We start from the raw sequence: 21,610 nt of genomic DNA, 5'->3' as shown, positions 1-21,610 counted from the left end.
TTTAATAAAACACTGAACCTCCGTAGCAGTTCAAAAACTTGATCTCAAAAAAAAACCTGACCAATCATGTCATTATTTTAATCTTATTTTAAATAAAAACCTATTATCTTGCGACCTATTAAATAACAGATATGACGACCATCATTGCTGCTATCGGCACCAACAACGAACTAGGGAAAAACAACGATTTGATTTGGCATTTACCTGCCGATTTAAAAAGGTTTAAACAAGTAACCACAGGGCACCATATGATCATGGGGCGTAAAACATATGAATCTATAGGCAAACCATTGCCCAACAGGACCACAGTTATCATCACAAGAGATTTAAACTACAAAGCAGATGGATGTATCATAACAAACTCTCTAGAAGCTGCCATAGAGATCGCAAAAAAAGATGACAATGCTTTTATTGTTGGTGGTGCCGAAATCTATAACAAAGCTATTGATCTGGTTGACGAGTTAGACATCTGTGAAGTACACAGTGCTTTTGATGCCGATGTATTTTTTCCAAACATAGATCAGAATATATGGAAAGAAACAAAAAGAGAAAACTTCCAATCAGACGACAAAAACGCTTATGACTTTAGCTTTGTCAAATACGAAAGACAAAAATAAATAGATATCGTTTACTACCATTGGGGTCAAACCAAAGAGACCAAACAACTATGAATAAATTTCTATTGCTTTTGGGGTTGTTTACTCAATTGGTATGGTCACAAGCCAACAAAAATGATATCACTGGTGTCGTTATCAATAAGACTACCAGAGAACCCATTCCTTTTGTTAGTATCTATGCTACAAACGGGGACAAGACGTGGAGTCAAATAGCAGATGAAAATGGGGGGTTTCGTTTTTCAAACTTACCACGAAAAAAGTACATCCTAAGCATACAATCTATTGGGTACAAAACTTACACACAATCCATTGTTTTTAACAACAAAGACTCAATCCTGCTAAAAAACATATCCTTAGAGGAAAATGTAGAAGCACTAAATACGATTGTCCTTAGATCCGAAACTTCAACGGTTACTCAAAAAGTAGACAGAATTGTCATCAACGTTGGTAAAGACTTGACCTCAATAGGAGCAGCTGCCGCAGATGTTTTGGATAATATCCAATCTGTAGCAGTTGACCCACAAACAGGAACACTGTCTTTAAGAGGAAACACAAAAGTTCGAGTGTTAATTGATGGAAAACCAACGAACATACCAACGGAGCAGCTACTACAACAAATTCCATCAAACGCAATTAAGAACATCGAACTGATCACCAACCCATCAGCCAAATATAACCCTGAAGGGAATAGTGGAATGATAAACATCGTACTGGTAAAAAGCACTAGACTAGGATTCAATGGAAACATCACAACCACGAGTCAATACGGAAGAAAGTTTAGACAAACCAGCGGGATCAATTTGAACCAAAAAACCAAAAACATTAACTTTTTTGGTAATTATAGTAACAACTATGGGAAAAAAAATACGATGGGTAACTTAGTTCGTAATGGCCCTAGTCAAAGTGTTCAAGAAATTGATGGTAATGATGACTTTGACAATCACCTTTTAAAATTTGGAGTAGACATAGATTTAACTTCGAGTACAGCTTTAGAATTATTCTCTACCCAAACTTTTAATACTTTAAAGTATCAAAACAGAACTAAAATCTCAGAAACCAAAGCCACTTCAGTACTCAGTGACAACTTGTTTTCCTTTACCAGAAAACCAGAAAACAAGTCATATCATGCCGGTATCTATCAACAATTTGGGGATGATAAAAATCATTTTTTGAGTTTAGAAGGACAACACAGTATACGAACACAACCCGAAGATAGCGATTGGGAAGATACTTTGAACCCTTTTGATAATTTTTCAAGTAATTACACAGAAAAGATATCTAACCAAAATGATCTCACCTTAGTAAATCTTGACTACACTCTGCCTTTTGGCATAGAAAGCTATATAGAATCTGGTTTGTCTTTTAGAGAAGAGAACACCTCAAACGCCAACGATTCTACCCAAGAGGTCATAACAGAAAACGGAGGATCAATCTCAAGAGGACGCTCAACTTTTAATTACCAAAGAAAAATATACTCTGCTTACCTAAATTATAAGCAGCAGTTCAATAAATTAGATATTCAAGCAGGACTTAGGGCAGAATCTTATCAAACCCTTGGAGATTTTTATACAGCCGTAGACCAACAAGATCGTGAAATCAAACAAAAGGTAAATTCAATATATCCTTCCTTTTTTGCTACATACAAACTGAATGAAGATAGACAACTACAGTTTAGTTATTCTCGAAGAGTTGATCGACCCACAATCAAACAAATAACACCAATTCGAACTTGGGGAACTCCGCTAGTTACCGCTCAAGGTAATCAAGATCTCGAACAAGAATTTACCAATTCTTTAGAAACAAGATACCTTCGAAAATTAAAAACCGGAAACGTCTCGACAACTCTTTTTTATCGCCACACAAAAGATCCTATTAATCGAACCATATCCGTAGATCCTATCAACAACGAAAGGGCTATTTTATCTTACAGCAACTTTAATAGTACAAATAGTTACGGTATTGAAATCTCCACAAATTTGCGAGTCAAAAAATGGTGGCGTTTGAATGCTAGCTCCGATTTTTATTCCCGTAAGATCGAAGGTATCGTTGCCAATAAGTACAGAATGGTTACCAACCAATTATTTAATTGCAGGGCCAGCAACTCTTTTACTGTTAGCAACAAATTGTCTCTGCAATTGTCTGCAATGTACCGCGGAACTAGTGAAAGTTTGCAACGAACTAGAAAACCAATGTACCAAATAAACACGGGTGCTAGCTACAAAATATTTAATGAGAAAGGAACTTTATCCTTAGCATTATCAGATATTTTCAACACCAACGGCTATAGGTTTTATTCCGATGCACCATTCCTACAAGAAGGCCAATTCAAATGGGAAACTAGAAAAATAACCCTTGGGTTTGTTTATCATTTTGGAATCAAATCCAAAAAGAACAACACCAGAAGAAGAAAACAAGACATACCAACACAAAGCAGTGGTGGAATGTTTTAACCAACACTGACAACCTGTCATTTTATACGCTTTGGTATTCTATTTGTCTATTAGTTTTTACATTTATTAAATTAACAACCAAATATACTTATTATGGCAAAAGGAAACATTAATGTATCTGTAGAGAACATCTTTCCATTGATTAAGAAATTTTTATATTCTGACCATGAGATCTTTTTACGTGAATTGATTTCAAACGGAACAGATGCTACTTTGAAACTAGAACACCTCATCACGATTGGAGAAGCAGAAGGAGTTGAATTAGGAGACACTAAACTAGAAGTTAAGATAGATAAAGAAGGTAAAAAACTTCACATTATCGACAAAGGTTTAGGGATGACAGAAGAGGAAGTAGAGAAATACATTAACCAGATTGCATTTTCAGGAGCTGAAGAATTTATTGAAAAATATAAAGACAAAGTAGAAGACTCAGGTATCATTGGTCACTTTGGATTAGGTTTCTACTCTGCATTTATGGTTGCTGAAAAAGTAGAATTGATCACCAAATCATATAAGGATGCTCCTGCTGTAAAATGGTCATGTGATGGTTCCCCAAATTACGAATTGGAGCAAGTTGAGAAAACGGAAAGAGGAACTGAGATTGTATTACATATTGCAGAAGATTCTTTAGACTTTTTAGAAGAAACTAAGATTTCAGGATTACTATCAAAATACAATCGATTCAACCAAGTACCAATTAAATTTGGAACCAAAAAAGAAAACGATCCTAACTTTGAACCAAAAGTTATTAAGAAAGAAGATGGAACCGAAGAAAAAGAACCTCACAAACAGATTGATGTAGACAACATCATCAACAACACGAATCCTGCTTGGACTAAAAAACCATCAGATTTAGAAGAAGAAGACTACAAAGGGTTTTACCGCGAATTGTACCCAACACAATTCGAGGAACCTTTGTTTAATATACACTTAAATGTAGATTATCCTTTCAATTTGACGGGTATTCTATACTTCCCTAAGCTGTCTAAGACGATGGACATGCAAAAGGACAAAATTCAATTGTACCAAAACCAAGTATTTGTCACTGATAATGTTGAAGGAATAGTTCCTGATTTTTTACAAATGCTAAAAGGAGTAATAGACTCTCCTAACATTCCTTTAAATGTATCTCGATCTTACTTACAAGCAGATGGTGCTGTTAAGAAAATATCTGGTTACATTACAAAAAAAATAGCCGATAAACTAAGTTCTATCTACAAAAAAGATAGACAAGCATTTGAAGGATATTGGGACGATATCAAAGTAATCATTGAATATGGTATGCTTTCTGATGACAAGTTTTTTGATAAAGCTAAAAAGTTTGCGCTCTACCCAACAACAGACGGAGATTACTTAAATATCGAGGAAATCAAAGAACAATTTGCAGCAGCACAAACAGATAAAGATGGAAAACTAGTTGTTCTATACACGGCTAATAAAGAAGCTCAGCACGGGTTTATACAATCTGCAAACGACAAAGGATACAAGGTTTTATTGCTAGACTCGCCGATTGTTGCTCACTTGATTCAGAAACTAGAATCTACAAACGAAAATGTAACTTTTGTTCGTGTAGATGCAGATCACGTAGACAACTTAATCAAGAAAGAAGACAATGTTATTTCTAAATTAACTGATGAAGAGAAAGACAACTTAAAACCTATCATAGAAGCTGCCGTTCCGAAAGAAAACTACACCGTACAACTGGAGGCTATGGATTCTAACGCTTCTCCTTTCTTAATTACAGTTCCAGAATTCATGCGAAGAATGAAAGAAATGAGCGCTACTGGAGGTGGTGGAATGTTTGGAATGGAAAACATGCCAGAGATGTACAATTTAGTTGTAAATACAAACAACCCTTTAGTCTCAGACATTTTAAATGCTGAGGATGAAAAACAAAAAGCATTGATTTCTCAAGCGTTTGATTTGGCGAAGTTATCACAAAACTTGTTACACGGTAAAGACCTAACAGACTTTATCAAGAGAAGTTATGAGTTGATCAAGTAACTTTTGCTAACAAATAAAACAAAAAGGCTACCTTATGGTAGCCTTTTTTTATGATGAATTAATTTTGAAAACATGTACCATTCTATCTAGATTGTATACTTTTGAACCTACTAAAATAGACTCTTCATGGAATTAAAAATTGCTTTTACAGACATTGATGGAACATTACTAAATTCAGATCGAGAAGTTTCTAAAATGCTCAAAGAGCAAGTGATCCGCATTACAGCACAGGGGATTCCTTTCATTTTGATTTCATCCAGAATGCCAAGTGCTATGACGCACATACAAAAAGATTTAGGCATTGAAGGACAACCTCTAATCTGCTATAACGGAGGATTGGTTTTGGTAGACGGTGAAATTGTCGACGATATCTTTATTGATCCCGATATTTTGGAAGATATCGCAGCCCTTAATGAACACAACAAATTTCATGTCAGTCTATACAATCAAAACGATTGGTACGTACCTGAGATGGATTTTTGGGGAAAAAGAGAAGAAAACAACACAAAAGTTACTCCCATTGTAAAACCGATTGCAGAGGTCATTCAACTTTGGCGAAACGAAGAAAAAGGAGCTCATAAGGTAATGTGTATGGGAGACAAAGAACACATGGACATGGTCTTTTCTACACTAAAAAAATCACATGGAGAACAATTACACCTATACCGTTCTAAAGATACTTATATAGAAATTGCGAATAAAAACATTTCTAAACTCACGGGTATTGAAGAATTATTAGCTTGTAAATATCCTTCCCTAACTCTTGATAACGCGATCGCTTTTGGCGATAATTTCAATGACATAGAAATGCTAAAATCTGTAAGATTGGGAATTGCAGTTGCTAACGCAAAGGAGAAAGTATTGCAGATTGCAGATGCTGTCTCTGACACCAATAAGAATGATGGAGTAGCCAAAGCCATAAAAAAGTACTTATAAAAATAACAATGCACGATCTATTGTAAGAAAAAAAGATTTTAAACACAACAACTCCACTACAAAAAGAAAAAACAACAATTTTTGATAATTTCTACAGCATAAAAATTACTATTTTCGAAGCATTAAAACTAACGTTAACATAAATTATACAAATTATGATTTTATCAATTGTTTCATTTTTAGGCTTTACCCTGCTTGTTGCCCTTATTGCATGGCTTGCCACTAGAAAAAACACAAATTCATCTGATGGCTACTTTTTAGGAGGTAGAAGTTTAACTGGTCCTGTGATTGCGGGATCTTTACTCCTAACAAATTTATCTACAGAACAAATCGTAGGACTAAATGGTGCTGCTTTTGAAGAAGGAGTGGTCGTAATGGCGTGGGAAACTTTAGCCGCGATAGCCATGGTAATCACTGCATCCTTTTTATTACCCCGTTATTTAAAAGGAGGGATAACAACTGTGCCTCAATTTTTAGAAAACAGATATGATAAGATGACCAAAACATGGGTTTCAGCCTTGTTCCTATCAGGATATGTAGTTGTTTTACTTCCTATTGTATTATTTTCTGGAGCTCTTGCTGTAAATACAATGTTTGACGTTCCCACCGCCTTAGGACTTTCTAAATTTCAATCCTTGTGGGTAACAGTATTTGCCATCGGTACCATCGGGGTGATCTATGCTGTGTTTGGAGGACTGAAAGCAGTAGCTGTCTCAGATTCTATCAACGCTATAGGACTATTAATTGGTGGGTTAGCTATCCCTCTTTTTGGGTTGTTAGCCATTGGTAAAAATAGTGGTGGCGGTGCTTTAGACGGACTAAACACTTTGTTTGTTGAGCATGAAGATAAATTTACTGCCATTGGTGGAGCTGATGCTTCAGTTCCATTTGCCACAATATTTACGGGAATGATGCTGGTTCAATTATTTTATTGGGGTACCAACCAAGCAATTATACAAAGAGCTCTTGGTGCCAAAAATTTGGCAGAAGGCCAAAAGGGACTTTTATATGCAGCCTTTCTTAAGATCTTAGGACCTTTAATGTTGGTGCTTCCAGGTATTATTGCTTTTCATATGTCAATGCATCCAGAATCATACACCTTTTTTGCCAATTCAGATATCTTCAAAGATGAGGCATATCCAACACTGGTAAAACAGGTATTACCTGCTAGTATGGTTGGTTTTTTTGCAGCTGTACTGTTTGGAGCTATTTTAAGTTCATTCAACGGTGCTCTAAATTCTTCAGTAACTATTTTTGGCTTGGACATATACAAAGCCCATATCAATAAAAATGCACCCGAAACAAAAGTGGTAAGAGTTGGCCAAACTTTTGGTGTATTCTTAGCAGTTGCAGCCATGTGTATTGCTCCATTTTTAATGTATGCTGAGGGAGGATTGTTTAACTACTTACAAGAGATCAATGGATGTTACTCTATCCCTATTTTTACAATTATAGTTGTTGGTTATTTGACTAAGCGAGTACCAGCATTTGCTGCAAAAGTTGGATTAATTTCTGGAGTTGTATTGTACGCAATAAGTCAATTCATATTAAAACCTATGGTTGTGGAGAACGGCGGTACTTACCCTCACTTTTTACACGTAATGGCTATTCTTTTTGTCATGAATATCATTATCATGCTCATAATTGGTAAACTCCAACCTAGACAAGAAGATTTTGTGCAAGAATACACAGAGCAAGTGGACATAACCCCTTGGAAATACTTAAAACAAGTAAGTGTTGTAGTTTTAGTAATCGTAGTTTCAACTTATATTTACTTTAGTTAATTCTTAAAACAGGAACAATAAATTAATATATTTGTGATCCCACTACTCTCTAACGTAGTGGGATTATTTTACTTATATGAGAATGAAAATTTGTATTTATTTTATAACTGCTGCATTGTTTTGCATCAGTTGTACAGAGCACAAGAAAAATAATTTTAACATCCAAGGAAAAGTTTTTGGTCTTAAAAAAGGAACACTATACTTAGAAAAGATTGATCTTGACACTATTCAAATCCTAGACTCCATAAGTATATATGGGAAAGAGACCTTTAGCTTTTCAAGCAACATAGATGAAGCGAATCTTTTTTCTATCTCTTTGAACAAATCACCAAATAAGAAAATAATCTTCTTAAGCGAGCCGGGTACGATCAACATTGAAACGACCCTAAATCAATTTTTTGCTAAAGCTAAAATTACAGGATCAAAGCAACAAGACCTGCTGGCTGAACACGATCGATACACGAAAGAAATTCAATATGAAAATCTAAACCTTATCCGTGATCGATTTCTAGCCCAGAAGGATGGCGATCTTAAAAAAACAAACGAGATTAATAACAAATACAATCAAAATCTCAAACGCTCATATTTGTTCTCTGCCAATTTTGCCATCAACAACAACAAGAACATGGTTGCCCCTTATATCGCCATGACAAGAATGGAAAATGCAACCCCTAAGCTAAAAAAACAAATCTACGACGCTCTAACTATAGAAGTTAAACAAAGTAAATATGGAATATTGCTAAAAAAGGAATTAGACCTTACACTTTAATACGTTCTAAGCATTTATTCCCCCTAGCTAGCTCATACCTTTAGACTATAGATAGTTTTAAACAAAAATCACAATACGCTTAAGTAGACTTGTGTTCTTTTGAGGTCGAAACGCAATCATGGAAAAACTACATGATAAAATTGTTTTGCTTAAAGTTTCGATCTATATTTATATAGAAAGAAAAATGAAAAAATAACGTTATGGATAGAAGCACTGAAAAGGTTTTGGCAATAATTTTACACCTCTCTGGATTTTTAAATGGGGTTTTCCCTATTGTAGTTCCTCTATTGATTTGGTTGATCAAAAAAGATGAAAGTTCATTTATTAACGAACATGGAAAATCAGCCTTAAACTTTCAACTCACTGTAATCATTCTCGGGGTTTTTGCGGTTCTATTTACCCTATTTACATTTGGCTTAGGCGCTATTTTCACTTTCCCATTGGCTTTAATATTTGGAGTTTTGTATATAATTTTTATTGTTATTGCAACGCTCAATGCGAGCAGAGGACAGCTATACAGATACCCGGTTAGCTTGAACATCATCAAATAAACTCTAGCCAGCTGTTTGTTCTTTGAACAAACTCTCTAAAGTTTTATTTTTGATATTCATTTGTAAAATTTTCAATCCTTGCTCTTGAGCAAAATCAAAGATAAAAGGACGTTGATCTTCCTTGGTTTTAAAAGTAAGTTCCCATTCGTTATCAAACACGTTATTACAGGCTGTCAGGTTAGGAATCTTCTGAACAAACTGCTGCTCTATTTTAAAATCAAAAACAACCTGAATTATTTGTTGTTGACCTTTCCTCAACGCAGATAATTTTTCATCAACCTTTAAACTGCCTTTGTCAATAATAATTACTCTGTCACAAACTGCTTCAACCTCCTGCATGATATGTGTCGAGAACAATATTGTTTTTTCCTTTCCAACCTCTTTAATCAATGCTCTTATTTCTAGAATTTGATTGGGATCTAACCCTGTAGTAGGTTCATCTAAAATCAAGACATCTGGATTGTGAATTAAAGCGGCAGCCAATCCTACTCTTTGTTGATAACCTTTAGACAACTGCTTTATTTTTTTTGAAGTCTCAGATTCCAAACCAGTTTGCAGCATTACCCTCTGTATTTGATTTTTTCCCATTTTATGGAGGTCGGCTATGAAATATAGATATTCTTTGACAAACATATCTTTGTACAATGGATTGTGCTCTGGTAAATACCCTACGTCACTTTGGGTGTTTTTTTTGTTAGGCACAACGAGGGAATCATTGACAAAAATCTGTCCACTTGTTGGAGTTAAGTAGCCGGTTAGCATTTTCATCAACGTCGATTTTCCAGCTCCATTAGGACCTAAAAACCCAACAATCTCTCCTTTGCCTATTTCAAAATTTATCCGTTCAACTGCAATTTGATTTGCGTAGTTTTTAGAAACATCAACAACTTTAATGGACATTTTATTCTTTTTAAACAAACATAAAGGTAATAATTCTATGATATTAGTGATGTATAATTCAATGAATATTCAGAAATTAGCAGCGATGAAAAACAAACAGGTGACTTTTCAAAATATCGGTAAAAAAGGATACAAAGAATCTTGGGACTATCAAGACTCTTTGTTCCAAGAAATCATTCAATCTAAAATGAATAACCGAAAAAACAACACCCATACTCCGACAAAGAATCATCTCTTGTTTGTAGAACATCCTCATGTTTATACTCTCGGTAAAAGTGGTGATTTGTCTAACCTACTTCTGAATAAAAAACAGTTAGAAGCTAAAGGGGCAACTTTTTACAAAAGCAACCGAGGTGGTGATATTACCTACCATGGGCCCGGTCAAATTGTGGGCTACCCTATTTTAGATTTGGATAACTTTTTTACAGACATTCACAAATACCTTAGGTTTTTAGAAGAGGCTGTCATTTTGACTTTGGCAGAATATGGGATAAAGGGTGAAAGAAGCAATGGAGAAACTGGAGTCTGGCTAGAGGTAGACACTCCTTTTGCTAGAAAGATTTGTGCTTTGGGTGTTCGTAGTAGCCGTTGGGTAACCATGCATGGGTTTGCCTTAAATGTAAATGTTGATCTGGGGTATTTTGACAATATTGTCCCTTGTGGTATAAGAGGAAAATCTGTGACTTCCATTCAATCAGAATTAGGAAAAAAAATTGAAATGAAAGAGGTTCAAGAAAAACTATTGAAGCATCTTGGGATTCTTTTTGAGTGGACGATAGGCTAAAACAAACTTAACTGCTCATCTGGCAACAATTTAAACGTTTGCCTATGATGCTCACAACTTCCCACATCTCTTATGGCTAGCCTATGCTCTTTGGTTGGATATCCTTTGTTTTTTTTCCAATTGTAGATAGGGAAATCTTTATGGATTTTCTCCATATAAAGATCTCTGTAAGTTTTAGCCAAAACAGACGCTGCAGCGATCGATAAATACTTCCCATCACCTTTGACAATCGTCTCGCTAGGTATGTCTTTATAGGGTCTAAATTTATTTCCATCCACAATAATAAACTCTGGTGTGATGTTTAGAAAATCAATGGCCCGATGCATCGCTGTAATTGAAGCCTGCAAGATATTGATTTCATCAATTTCTTTTTGATCAACAAAAGCAACTCCGAAAGCAATCGCATGCTCTTCTATGATTGGTAATAATTTTTTTCTTTGACCTTCAGACAATTTTTTAGAATCATTCAAAAGCGAATGTTCAAAATTTTCTGGTAAAATAACAGCTGCTGCAACAACAGGTCCAGACAAACAACCCCTTCCGGCCTCATCTGTACCTGCTTCTAATTTATGTCCCGAAAAATTTAACAATAGACCCATACTACTCCTTCTACTGCTCAATATTAATCAAACTAATTCGTTTAAAAAAATTACCTTTGCAAGGCAATTCATCAATATGAAAAAATATATCTTAATTTGGATACTTGTCTCGATGACTATTTCTACTTTTTCACAAGAGATTGAAAAAACAACGACCAAAACCACACTTAGAAAAGAAACTAGAAACACGCCTATCGACAGTATAAAGAATATGTATGGAGCTAGATATGTAGACTATAAAATGATCACCTATCATATGGATACCCTGCAAATCGATACGACTTTAACCATAGAAAAATACTTTAGACATAATTTCACACACCAAGACAACTTCGAAAGATTAGCGTTTGCCAATCAAGGACAAACCTTTAATAAATTAGGATACCATTTTATAAACAACCAAATAACTCCAAAGTTGGGTGTAAGTGCGAAACAATATAACTTTTACCAAACCAAAGACATCCGTTACTATCATGTTCCTACACCCACAACAATTTTAAATTACCACTCAGGATTCACAGGACAATCTCTTAATAGTTTATTCACTACTAATTTTGGAAGGCACAACAACATCGCAATCAATTTTAAAGGGCTAAGATCTCAAGGAGACTATCAAAGAGTTAGGGCTAGTCATAAAAACTTTAACGTGATGTATAGCTATTATAATTCAGCTAAAAGATATCAATTCAGGCTACATACTTCATCACAAACTTTGAGTAATTTCGAAAATGGAGGTATCAGCGAAAGTTCTATTTTAGAATTTAAAAACAATAATCCCGATTTTTTATCTAGATCAAGAGTCAATGTAAACCTTAATACCTCAGAAAGCATCTTAAAAACTTCTAGATATTACTACGAACATGAATTGAGATTAACCAATACTAAAGACAGCATTCAACAAAACTTAACCAACCTAAAAGTGGGTCACCATATTAGTTATGAAAAATCCAATTATAGCTTCACTTCTCTCGATAAAATTTATTTTGACAACAATCCAACTATATTTGGTAACCGACTCAACGAAAAAACAAATGACAACACTACGTTTTCTGAGGTTGAAAATCAAGTTTCATTAAAATTTAACTCCCCATGGATTTTAGGAAATTTTAAAGTTTTCAGTAGCCTCTTCAACCTAAAACAATCTTACCATAGCAACTCATCAATTGAGTCCGTTGATATTCCAAAAAGCAAAACCTTAAATTACACCTCTGTTGGAGCCCTTTGGAACGGAACACTGAAAGGACTCTTTTTAAATGCTCATGCAGAACAGATAATCAATGGTGGAGATTTTGGCAGCAACTTAAACGTAAATGCAGGATTTAAGCTCAAGAACAACACCCTAGCTAAAGCAGGGATACAATTAAAAACAGCTGCACCAAATGCCAATACTATGTTCTATCAATCTAATTTTAGCAACTACAATTGGAACCACTCCTTTGACAATATCATCTACAGAATATTATATGGAAACATAAAAACACAATGGTTAAATGTGGATACAGCTCTGCAGCAAATTAAAAACTATGTGTATTTTAATTCAAAAAGTATTGCTACTCAAAATAGCTCTACAATTGATTACTTAAAAGTAAAAGTAAACAACGAATTTAAATTTGGTAAATTTGCACTGAACAATACAATCATGTATCAACAAATTGCCCGAGGGAGCAGTATACTTAGAGTCCCTAAATTCGTAACAAGAAACACGCTTTATTACCAAAATTACTTCTTCAAAGGAAAACCTTTACTGGCACAGATAGGAATTACTTTTAAATACTTTACAAGTTACTATGCAAATGAATTTAACCCAGTTTTAAATGAATTCTACATCCAAAACAATACACAAATAGGAAATTATCCAACTTTCGATGTATTTGTCAATGGAGAAGTGAGACGTACAAGGATTTATTTTAAAGTAGAAAATATTACTGACGCAATCACAGGAAGAGAATATTTTTCATCTCCTAACAACCCTGCTAGAGATTTGTCAATGAGGCTTGGAATCGTTTGGAATTTCTGGAACTGATTGTCAACTAACGAATCACACCATCATTATTTGACCACAAGTTGACTTATATTTAGTTTTACACCTACATCAAATAAAACCGGAGTAAAGTTGCCCGAAATTGCGCGTACTTGGCCAGCATTCCCTATGAAACTCCAACGTTTATTGATAAACTTTTGGATTCCTAAGGAATATTGATAAACAAGCCCACTTCCTAAATTAATATCACCTCCACCGCCTGCACCAAATAATCCTTTAGCTGTAATACTCCACTCAAGACTTAAAGGATGATAATATTGCATCCCTAGCCACCCTTCTGCATAAGCTCCGTAATTTCCTTGATAAGCCCAAACAGTTGCACCAAGAACACTAACATGCTGATTTATTTTCTTTTCTATTTCAAAACCTAAGGCATTAAAAACAGGATCATACAACCTCCCCTTTTTGTCTTGCTTAGCCCCTGAAAAATAAGCCCTATTATAAGTACTAAAACCAAACTCCTCTCTTTTGACAGCAGTAGAGGCTACCAATTCAGTCGTATTTATTTGTGGATTTTTATAAATATTAAAATTTCTGCTCACGGAAACATCTAAATGATTGGATTGAAAATTACCATTAGGTGCGTATGTATTTCCAATATTTACACTAAAAAAATAATCAGAACAACTCAACCCTATACCAGCCTCTACTTGCGCTGCAAAACCGCCTCCAAACTGAACATTACCTCCACCTGCACCTCCCAATAATCCCTTGGCGTCTAAAAACAGCCAATGGGTTAATGGCAATTTGTATCCTAATCCTGACAAAAGCATCATAAAACCATCCACTTCACCTACAAAAGCACCTCCTAACTTTAATACACCATAAAAATTATTGTGATAACCACTTTTTACTACTGCTCCAATCAAAGAGATATTAGGGGCATTTTGATTCACTGATTTATCAGATTTAAGAGGACCTTTTTTATAATTGTATAAATTACTGGATAAAGCTCCTATGTCTAATTTATTGAAAAATGCATTTGAATTGCCTTGATTTGTAGTGATGACCTTATTTGCCAGATAAGTATTGGTATTAATTGTTGCTCCAAGATTAACATTAAAACTATTAATTGAGCCACTAGGAAAATCTATCAAAGACAACCCTGCTCTTATGGCTATTTTCTTATTTACAAAAGCCTCTAAATCTACATGAGGCCTTATCATTAAACCTCCACCGTCTGGTGCACCACTTCCTCCTCCTCCTCCCAAGAAAAGTCCTGCATCTAAATACATCCAATCGTTAAAAACAGATTTCTGAATCCCACCTGTTACACCAAAAACAAAAAATCCAGATCTAATTCCAGTAAGAGCCGAATAAGAATTGACTCCGAAGTAAAATTCTGGGCAACTAGGGACCAATCCAAACATTTCGTAACCATGACCTAGAAACCCTAAATCCGGTTCTCCCACCATATCTACAATCTCCCCAGAAATTCTAATTCTTGAAGTTAGCTTTTCAACTTCAAATTTATCTTGAGAGAAACTTGTTGAGATACAAAGTAACAAGAGTATACATATATTTTTCATAATTATTCTTTATGATGAGAATCTATGGTAATCGTAACAGGTCCATCGTTAACCAAAGCTACTTTCATATCTGCTCCAAACTCACCAGATTGAATCTCTCTTAGTAATAATGAAGCTAATCTATTTTTAAAATTATTGTACATGGGAATAGCGATTTCTGAATTGGCCGCTTTGACATAACTCGGTCGATTTCCCTTTTTGGTTAGTGCGTGCAAAGTAAATTGACTGACCACAAGTAGCTCTCCTTTTATGTCTTGCAAGGATAAATTCATCATACCCATTTGATCATCAAATATTCTTAATTTGACTATTTTTTGACATAGCCACTCGACATCCTCATTTGTGTCTTCGGAAACAATACCAACCAGAATCAACAACCCCTTTGTAATTTCTGCTACTTTTTGTTCTCCAATAGTTACAGATGCTTGACTAACTCTCTGAATAACAACTCTCATGACTTAAAAACATCTTGTCTATAATGTTCATCGTCATCACTCAGCAACTGAACATAACTCTCATATCTTGTTGCTGACAACACTCCATCCGCTAAGGCTTTTTTTACGGCACATTTGGGTTCATTTAGGTGTAGGCAATTATTAAATTTACAGGACGATTTTAACGCAAATAATTCAGGGAAATAGTCTGTTACTTGATGTTTGTCAAAATCTACAACTCCAAAACCTCTTATCCCAGGAGTGTCAATAATATACCCCCCAAAAGACAAAGGGTGCATTTCTGCAAAAGTAGTTGTGTGCTGTCCTTGCTGATGCTGTACTGAAATGGCTTTGGTTTTCAAATCTAAACTTGGTTCTATAGTATTGACCAAAGTAGACTTCCCAACTCCTGAGTGACCTGCGAATAAACTTACTTGACCAATCATAATTTTTTTTACGGCCTCTATGTTTGTTTTTTCAGTGGCAGAAACATCAATACACTTGTAACCTATACGAGTATAGATATACTTAAAAGCCTCTCGATACTCTTCCATATCCTCATCATGAGTATCTACTTTATTAAACAACAAGATGGTTTTAATACTGTAAGCTTCAGCAGTAGCTAAAAAACGATCTATAAAGGTAGTTGACGTTTCTGGGTTATGAAGGGTTACAACTAGAAAAGCTACATCAATATTAGACGCAATAATATGGGTTTGCTTAGATAGATTTACTGATTTACGAACAATAAAATTTGATCGTTCGTGAATCTCTTTGACCACTCCAGTGTCTTTTTTGGGCTCTAACTCAAATGTTACGATGTCCCCAACAGCAATTGGATTGGTACTTTTGATACCTTTGATTCTAAATTTACCTGGAATTCTACAGGGATAGACTTTTCCGTCTTCAACTCTCACTGAATACCAACTACCTGTAGATTTTATAACGACTCCCTTCATACTGTAAAAATAGTTGTTCCTAACAATTATTCTACTTTTAAAAATAAAAAAGTAATTTTTATTTCAATCAACAAAAAACGGGAACAAATTTAAATCTGTTCCCGCTTGGTATTTATATCAATACTTTAACTACTTTGAAGTAACGATTGCTTCTTGCTTGTTGATCGATTCTTGATGAATAGCTTTAAAAATAGCTTCTACAAAATCTTCACTCAAACCTGCTTTTTCACCAGTTGCAATCACTGATTTTAAGATCTCTCCCCAACGAGCATCTTGTAAAACAGAGATGTTTTTGGTTTTTTTAACTTCTCCTATTTGCTCAGCGACTTTCATACGCTCAACCAAAGTATCTATCAAATGATTGTCAATAACATCTATTTCAGCTCTCAATTGTTCTAGTTGATCTAAAGTCTCTCCTTCAGCTTTTGGCTTACGAACTTTTAAATCGCTCATGATCTCAATCAAACGAGCAGGGGTAATTTGCTGTGCAGCATCAGACCATGCATCATCTGGAGTAATATGAGTTTCTATCATCAAACCTTCAAAATTTAAATCTAAAGCGATTTGAGAGATTTCTTGGATTCCAGTTCTATTTCCACAAATATGAGATGGATCGTTGATGATTGGTAAGTCTGGGAATTGACGTTTCAACTCGATTGGCAATTGCCACTGAGGAACGTTTCTGTAGCGAGTTTTCTTGTATGAAGAAAAACCTCTGTGGATAACCCCTAGATTTTTTATATTTTTTTTGTACAAACGCTCAACACCACCTAGCCAAAGAGCTAAATCTGGGTTGATTGGGTTTTTTATCAAAACAATTTTATCTGTACCTTCTAATGCATCTGCAACTTCTTGAACCGCAAAAGGATTCACCGCAGTACGAGCACCCAACCACAAAATATCAACATCTGCTTCCAAAGCTAACTTCACATGAGCTACGTTTGCTACTTCTACAGCAATTAACAATCCCGTCTGCTCTTTTACTTTTTTTAACCAAGGTAAAGCAACAGCTCCAAGACCTTCAAAACCTCCTGGTCTCGTTCTAGGTTTCCAGACCCCTGCTCTAAACACAGTGGCATCAGTGTTTTTTAATTCATGAGCTATCTTTAAAACTTGCTCTTCTGTTTCAGCGCTACAAGGCCCTGCAATAACTAGGGGATGATCTAATTTCATATCATCCAGCCATGTTCTTAATTCTTTTTTGTTTTCCATCTTAGTATATGTATGCTTTTATTTTTGAATACCTGTTAATACTTCTTTTATGTAATTTGTTTCCAACATTGTTTGCTGTAAACGCTCTTTGTTTTCCTCTATAATTAAATCTCTAAACACAGTTAAATTATCTATGTACTCATTTAGTGAGTTCAAAATATTCTCCTTGTTTTCAATTAAAATAGGAGTCCACATGTTTGGAGAACTTTTTGCCAAACGCACGGTTGATTCAAAACCGGAACCTGCCATGTCAAAAATATTTTTCTCATTCTTTTCTTTCTCTAAAACTGTTTTCCCTAACATGAAAGAACTAATGTGTGATAAGTGAGAAACATAAGCAATATGCTTATCATGCGCTACACTATTCATAAAAATAGTTCTCATATTCAAAGTGTTAAAAATGTGTAACACTTTATCTACAGCCTCTTTGCTACTCAATTCTTGATCACATATGATGTTGACCTTTTCATCAAATAGACCATAAATAGCTGCTTCTGGGCCAGAATGCTCTGTACCTGCAATGGGATGAACGGCGACAAAATTAATTCTTTTTTCGTGATTTTCAACTGTTTTGCTCAGTTTCTCTTTTGTAGAACCCATATCAAATACAATAGCGCTACTTTTTATGTTGTTTAACACATTTATAGCTAAGTCTGGTAAAACATTTACTGGCACAGCCAAGACAACTATATCACTCTCAACAATTTGATTAAATTCTATGATTTCATCAACAATACCAAGTTCTAGTGCCTTGTTTGCATTTGAAGCCTCTGAATCTATACCATAAACGACATAGCCGAGTCGTTTCTTTAACTCTAACGCCAAAGAACCCCCAATCAATCCTAAACCTATTACTGTTACTATCATACTTTTATTGCTATAATATGCTTACTCTACTTAGCTTTAACCCTTACCAAAACTTGTTCAAGATGTTCTTCCGAAACACAAAGAGACAATCTGATATACCCTTCTCCGTTAGAGCCAAAAACAGTTCCCGGTGTTATGAATACATTCTTGTCGTATAACATCTTATCTGTCATTTGCTCAGAGGTAATTCCTATAGGTAATTTTGCCCAAACAAACATCCCTACATGGCTTCTATCATAAACACAATCCATGCTATCTAGTATTTGGTATACAATTTTTCTTCGCCTGTAGTAGTGTTTATTAATATTCTGGAACCACTCTTTTGATAAAGATAGTGCTTCAATAGCACCTTGCTGAATTCCATAAAACATACCTGAATCCATGTTACTTTTCACCTTTAGTATTTCATCTAAGTACTTTTTTGCTCCTACAAACATACCAACTCTCCAGCCTGCCATATTAAAACTCTTACTCATTGAGTTCAATTCTAAAGCTACTTCTTTTGCACCATCATAACCTAATATACTCACAGGATGATCATTCAACACAAAACTATATGGGTTGTCATTAACCAATAAGATGGAATGTTTTTTAGCAAAAGAAATTAAACTTCGAAACATCTCATCATTTGACTTCACCCCAGTAGGCATGTGTGGGTAATTGACCCACATGATTTTAACTTTTGACAAATCTAGTTTTTCTAATTCTTCAAAATTAGGGAGCCAATTATTTTTTTCGACCAAATCGTAAAAAACAGGATCTGCACCTACCAACCGAGTTACAGAAGAATAAGTTGGGTAGCCTGGATTAGGAATGAGTACTTGATCACCCGCATTTAAAAAAGCCATTGAAACATGCATAATCCCTTCTTTAGAACCCATCAGTGGTAATACTTCTGTATTTGAGTCCAAAACGACATCAAAATTTGTCTTGTAAAAAGTTGCCATCGCCCCTCTTAACTCAGGCAAACCTTGGTAGGATTGATATCCGTGTATTGTTCTTTTGTCTACTGCATTTGATAATGCCTCTGACACACGATCATCAGGGGCCAAATCTGGACTTCCTATCCCTAAACTGATGATTGGTTTTCCTTTTGATTTAAGCAACGCTACTTCTCTTAATTTTTTTGAGAAGTAATATTCTTTTACATCATTTAATCTATCTGCTACTGAAACAATCATTTCTTATTGTTTTTATATTCTCCAAAAATTTTTAAACTAGACACTTTACTAGTAATCTCAGCTAATGCATTTTTATACTCTTGAATGTCTTCAAAAACTAAATCTGCAAAAAAAGCATACTCCCAAGGTCTATCGATAATAGGTAAGGACTGTATTTTTGACAAATTCACCTTATGGTTTGCCAATAACATCAACACTTCACCTAAGGTACCGCTCTTATCTTTTAATACAAATTTCAAAGATGCTTTGGTTGCTTGAACATCTCCTAAATATTCTTGCTTTTGCAGAACCACAAACCTTGTAAAATTATTTTTGATGGTCTGTATTTGTTCTGCTATGATTTCTAAATCATAAATTTCCGCAGCTTTTGCACTTGCAATTGCCCCTACGCTTTTCAACTTACCCTTTTGAATTCTTTGAGCTACCTCAGCTGTATCTGCATCTTCAACCAACTTGATATGAGGATGGCTTTTGAAAAAACTTCTACACTGTAACAAGGCCATAGGATGAGAATATACTTTTTTTATATCTGCTATATCTTGTCCAGCATTCACCATCAAATTATGATTGATTTCTAAATAATACTCTCCAACCATGGCTAAATCATACTCATCAATCAGTGAGTAGTTTGGCAAAATAGCCCCCGCAATAGAATTTTCTATAGCCATTACCAAATAATCTACTTCACCATTAAGCAACAGCTCTGGCATTTCTGAAAAAGTCATACATTCGATCAATTGAACGTTCTTTCCAAAATAATTCTCAGCTACAATGTGATGATATGACCCTTTTATCCCTTGGATGGCTATTTTCATTCTACTAACTCTTTGAACAAAAAAAAGTCTCGATAAATCGAGACTTTTTGTTATGCTATTAAAATATGGTTATTAACACACGTAAAGTCTCTTCTTTCCCAAAAAGAAAAAAAAGTAATAAAACTGATTTGTGCTAAATAATTTCATGTTGATGTTATAAGTAACAAATGTATAAATTATATCTGCATTAGCAAATATTAATTTATCTTTTTTAACACATAGCAAAAAGAGCAATATTTAAATTAATTACTCAGCTAAAAAAAATCTTAAACAACTTGAAAATTTATTGTTTTTTTTGAACTTGAAGCAACAAGCATTTAATTATTGAAGTTATGATCAATATTTCCTGCACCAGTAGGACAAAAAAACTCAAAACTTCAAAAAAAAAGAGACAACTTTCGTTGTCTCTTTTGAGCCGATAATAGGACTCGAACCTACGACCTGCTGATTACAAATCAGCTGCTCTAGCCAGCTGAGCTATATCGGCGTAGCGGATGCAAATATAGTGGGTTTTTATCATTCAGCAAATAATTTAACAACAAAAATAAAAGGTTTTTAAATTACGAAAATAACAAGCTGAAAAAGAATGTTTTGAGACCCTAGAAAGTAGCCAAAAGATTTATGCCCGAGTACCTAGTCGAAATCGAAGGAGTCCAATTGATCGTAATTGATTTTTCTTTGTTAGGTAAAATTCCCCTAGCTCTCCAACTACTCTTTACTACCGAACGACCAATAACAGTCCCAATAATACCTCCTGCAACCATATCTGAGATCCAATGCCTATGAGATTTTATGTCTGCCAAAAAAACACCAGCCATAAAACCATAAGGAATCCAATAATTGTCAAACTCCATCTGATATACTTTTGCCATGGCAAAGAATGCAGTAGCGTGCAAAGAAGGAAGAGCAGAACCTCTCGGACTACTTAGTATATATTTACCTCCTCTAGAATTAAAAAAATCATAGGGATCATCTGTAAAATATTTCTCGTCAATATTAGTACTACTGACTATAGTTTTATTTTCTAAATCTGGAAAAGGTCTAGTTCTACCGATAATTGTTTTTAAAACAACTTGTGTAATTAAAGTTGAATAGAGAACAGCCTTAAAAGAATTTATAGCTGTATATTGACCCTTTTCGTAGCCTGTCAACAAAGAACCTAAATATAGTAATGCAGA

General features: G+C 34.7%; 19 protein-coding genes and 1 tRNA gene. 9 read left to right on the top strand and 11 right to left on the bottom strand.

The genetic code is table 11. The features are described 5' to 3' along the window. Positions 1 to 131 precede the first annotated feature (131 nt). The 7 genes from ABF281_RS08815 (at position 132) to ABF281_RS08785 (ending at position 9,111) form a co-directional block, all read left to right on the top strand. Entirely contained in the window at positions 132 to 617 is a 486-nt protein-coding gene (locus ABF281_RS08815) for a dihydrofolate reductase (RefSeq protein ID WP_347181308.1), read from the top strand. A gap of 50 nt (positions 618 to 667) precedes the next feature. Further along, positions 668 to 3,067 carry an outer membrane beta-barrel family protein gene (locus tag ABF281_RS08810; protein WP_347181307.1) on the top strand — a complete coding sequence of 800 codons (2,400 nt, stop codon included), beginning with the start codon at positions 668 to 670 and terminating at the stop codon, positions 3,065 to 3,067. Positions 3,068 to 3,160: 93 nt separating this feature from the next. Next, positions 3,161 to 5,071, top strand: coding sequence for a molecular chaperone HtpG (htpG, locus tag ABF281_RS08805; RefSeq protein WP_347181306.1), 1,911 nt, complete (start codon positions 3,161 to 3,163; stop codon positions 5,069 to 5,071). A gap of 126 nt (positions 5,072 to 5,197) precedes the next feature. Continuing rightward, complete coding sequence (locus tag ABF281_RS08800) at positions 5,198 to 6,007, top strand: HAD family hydrolase (RefSeq protein ID WP_347181305.1); 810 nt, start codon at positions 5,198 to 5,200, stop codon at positions 6,005 to 6,007. A 155-nt stretch (positions 6,008 to 6,162) separates the two neighbouring features. Next, on the top strand, positions 6,163 to 7,791 hold the full coding sequence (locus ABF281_RS08795; protein ID WP_347181304.1) for a solute:sodium symporter family transporter: 1,629 nt from the start codon (positions 6,163 to 6,165) through the stop codon (positions 7,789 to 7,791). Positions 7,792 to 7,873: 82 nt separating this feature from the next. Next, positions 7,874 to 8,560, top strand: a complete 687-nt coding sequence (locus tag ABF281_RS08790) for a DUF4369 domain-containing protein (RefSeq protein WP_347181303.1) — start codon at positions 7,874 to 7,876, stop codon at positions 8,558 to 8,560. Between the two features lie 200 nt (positions 8,561 to 8,760). Then, positions 8,761 to 9,111 carry a DUF4870 domain-containing protein gene (locus ABF281_RS08785; protein ID WP_347181302.1) on the top strand — a complete coding sequence of 117 codons (351 nt, stop codon included), beginning with the start codon at positions 8,761 to 8,763 and terminating at the stop codon, positions 9,109 to 9,111. Between the two features lie 3 nt (positions 9,112 to 9,114). On the opposite strand, the gene gldA is transcribed toward ABF281_RS08785, so the two are convergent. Beyond that, on the bottom strand, positions 9,115 to 10,011 hold the full coding sequence (gldA, locus tag ABF281_RS08780; protein ID WP_347181301.1) for a gliding motility-associated ABC transporter ATP-binding subunit GldA: 897 nt from the start codon (positions 10,009 to 10,011) through the stop codon (positions 9,115 to 9,117). A gap of 85 nt (positions 10,012 to 10,096) precedes the next feature. On the opposite strand from gldA, the gene lipB reads away from it, so the two are divergent. Continuing rightward, positions 10,097 to 10,795, top strand: a complete 699-nt coding sequence (gene lipB, locus ABF281_RS08775; RefSeq protein ID WP_347181310.1) for a lipoyl(octanoyl) transferase LipB — start codon at positions 10,097 to 10,099, stop codon at positions 10,793 to 10,795. Here lipB and ABF281_RS08770 read toward each other — a convergent pair. Further along, positions 10,792 to 11,394, bottom strand: coding sequence for a ribonuclease HII (locus ABF281_RS08770; protein ID WP_347181300.1), 603 nt, complete (start codon positions 11,392 to 11,394; stop codon positions 10,792 to 10,794). The two genes, lipB and ABF281_RS08770, sit on opposite strands and share 4 nt — an antisense overlap. Before the next feature lie 76 nt (positions 11,395 to 11,470). Here ABF281_RS08770 and ABF281_RS08765 point away from each other — a divergent pair, with 76 nt between their 5' ends. After that, complete coding sequence (locus tag ABF281_RS08765) at positions 11,471 to 13,417, top strand: putative porin (protein WP_347181299.1); 1,947 nt, start codon at positions 11,471 to 11,473, stop codon at positions 13,415 to 13,417. A gap of 26 nt (positions 13,418 to 13,443) precedes the next feature. Here ABF281_RS08765 and ABF281_RS08760 read toward each other — a convergent pair whose 3' ends face one another. From ABF281_RS08760 to ABF281_RS08720, 9 genes are all read right to left on the bottom strand, one after another. Beyond that, entirely contained in the window at positions 13,444 to 14,964 is a 1,521-nt protein-coding gene (locus ABF281_RS08760) for a hypothetical protein (protein WP_347181298.1), read from the bottom strand. Between the two features lie 2 nt (positions 14,965 to 14,966). Then, positions 14,967 to 15,419 carry a D-aminoacyl-tRNA deacylase gene (dtd, locus tag ABF281_RS08755; protein ID WP_347181297.1) on the bottom strand — a complete coding sequence of 151 codons (453 nt, stop codon included), beginning with the start codon at positions 15,417 to 15,419 and terminating at the stop codon, positions 14,967 to 14,969. Then, positions 15,416 to 16,357 (bottom strand): ribosome small subunit-dependent GTPase A, encoded by a 942-nt coding sequence (gene rsgA, locus ABF281_RS08750; RefSeq protein ID WP_347181296.1) that lies wholly within the window; start codon positions 16,355 to 16,357, stop codon positions 15,416 to 15,418. The genes dtd and rsgA overlap by 4 nt, the downstream gene beginning before the upstream one ends. A gap of 129 nt (positions 16,358 to 16,486) precedes the next feature. After that, a complete protein-coding gene (locus ABF281_RS08745; RefSeq protein WP_347181295.1) occupies positions 16,487 to 17,569 on the bottom strand; it encodes a bifunctional 3-deoxy-7-phosphoheptulonate synthase/chorismate mutase type II in 1,083 nt (360 codons plus the stop codon). 18 nt (positions 17,570 to 17,587) lie between these two features. After that, complete coding sequence (locus ABF281_RS08740) at positions 17,588 to 18,436, bottom strand: prephenate dehydrogenase (protein WP_347181294.1); 849 nt, start codon at positions 18,434 to 18,436, stop codon at positions 17,588 to 17,590. 26 nt (positions 18,437 to 18,462) lie between these two features. Then, positions 18,463 to 19,614, bottom strand: coding sequence for an aminotransferase class I/II-fold pyridoxal phosphate-dependent enzyme (locus tag ABF281_RS08735; protein ID WP_347181309.1), 1,152 nt, complete (start codon positions 19,612 to 19,614; stop codon positions 18,463 to 18,465). Then, a complete protein-coding gene (locus tag ABF281_RS08730; protein ID WP_347181293.1) occupies positions 19,614 to 20,432 on the bottom strand; it encodes a prephenate dehydratase in 819 nt (272 codons plus the stop codon). Before ABF281_RS08730 ends, ABF281_RS08735 begins: the two co-directional genes overlap by 1 nt. A 413-nt stretch (positions 20,433 to 20,845) precedes the next feature. Further along, positions 20,846 to 20,919: transfer RNA gene (locus ABF281_RS08725), tRNA-Thr, on the bottom strand. Positions 20,920 to 21,031: 112 nt separating this feature from the next. After that, positions 21,032 to 21,610, bottom strand: a 579-nt coding sequence (locus tag ABF281_RS08720) for a phosphatase PAP2 family protein (RefSeq protein WP_347181292.1), incomplete at its 5' end; no start/stop codon positions are given.

Source organism: Wenyingzhuangia sp., assembly GCF_039768515.1.
Lineage (GTDB): Bacteria > Bacteroidota > Bacteroidia > Flavobacteriales > Flavobacteriaceae > Wenyingzhuangia.
Note: the sequence above shows the minus strand (reverse complement) of the source record. Positions and strands in the feature narration are given on the sequence as shown.

What these genes read in the sequence shown, in the direction of transcription:
- ABF281_RS08815 (WP_347181308.1), top strand. Translation starts at nt 132, where the DNA reads ATGACGACCATCATTGCTGCTATCGGCACCAACAACGAACTAGGGAAA.
- ABF281_RS08810 (WP_347181307.1), top strand. Translation starts at nt 668, where the DNA reads ATGAATAAATTTCTATTGCTTTTGGGGTTGTTTACTCAATTGGTATGG.
- htpG (WP_347181306.1), top strand. Translation starts at nt 3,161, where the DNA reads ATGGCAAAAGGAAACATTAATGTATCTGTAGAGAACATCTTTCCATTG.
- ABF281_RS08800 (WP_347181305.1), top strand. Translation starts at nt 5,198, where the DNA reads ATGGAATTAAAAATTGCTTTTACAGACATTGATGGAACATTACTAAAT.
- ABF281_RS08795 (WP_347181304.1), top strand. Translation starts at nt 6,163, where the DNA reads ATGATTTTATCAATTGTTTCATTTTTAGGCTTTACCCTGCTTGTTGCC.
- ABF281_RS08790 (WP_347181303.1), top strand. Translation starts at nt 7,874, where the DNA reads ATGAAAATTTGTATTTATTTTATAACTGCTGCATTGTTTTGCATCAGT.
- ABF281_RS08785 (WP_347181302.1), top strand. Translation starts at nt 8,761, where the DNA reads ATGGATAGAAGCACTGAAAAGGTTTTGGCAATAATTTTACACCTCTCT.
- gldA (WP_347181301.1), bottom strand. Translation starts at nt 10,011, where the DNA reads ATGTCCATTAAAGTTGTTGATGTTTCTAAAAACTACGCAAATCAAATT.
- lipB (WP_347181310.1), top strand. Translation starts at nt 10,097, where the DNA reads ATGAAAAACAAACAGGTGACTTTTCAAAATATCGGTAAAAAAGGATAC.
- ABF281_RS08770 (WP_347181300.1), bottom strand. Translation starts at nt 11,394, where the DNA reads ATGGGTCTATTGTTAAATTTTTCGGGACATAAATTAGAAGCAGGTACA.
- ABF281_RS08765 (WP_347181299.1), top strand. Translation starts at nt 11,471, where the DNA reads ATGAAAAAATATATCTTAATTTGGATACTTGTCTCGATGACTATTTCT.
- ABF281_RS08760 (WP_347181298.1), bottom strand. Translation starts at nt 14,964, where the DNA reads ATGAAAAATATATGTATACTCTTGTTACTTTGTATCTCAACAAGTTTC.
- dtd (WP_347181297.1), bottom strand. Translation starts at nt 15,419, where the DNA reads ATGAGAGTTGTTATTCAGAGAGTTAGTCAAGCATCTGTAACTATTGGA.
- rsgA (WP_347181296.1), bottom strand. Translation starts at nt 16,357, where the DNA reads ATGAAGGGAGTCGTTATAAAATCTACAGGTAGTTGGTATTCAGTGAGA.
- ABF281_RS08745 (WP_347181295.1), bottom strand. Translation starts at nt 17,569, where the DNA reads ATGGAAAACAAAAAAGAATTAAGAACATGGCTGGATGATATGAAATTA.
- ABF281_RS08740 (WP_347181294.1), bottom strand. Translation starts at nt 18,436, where the DNA reads ATGATAGTAACAGTAATAGGTTTAGGATTGATTGGGGGTTCTTTGGCG.
- ABF281_RS08730 (WP_347181293.1), bottom strand. Translation starts at nt 20,432, where the DNA reads ATGAAAATAGCCATCCAAGGGATAAAAGGGTCATATCATCACATTGTA.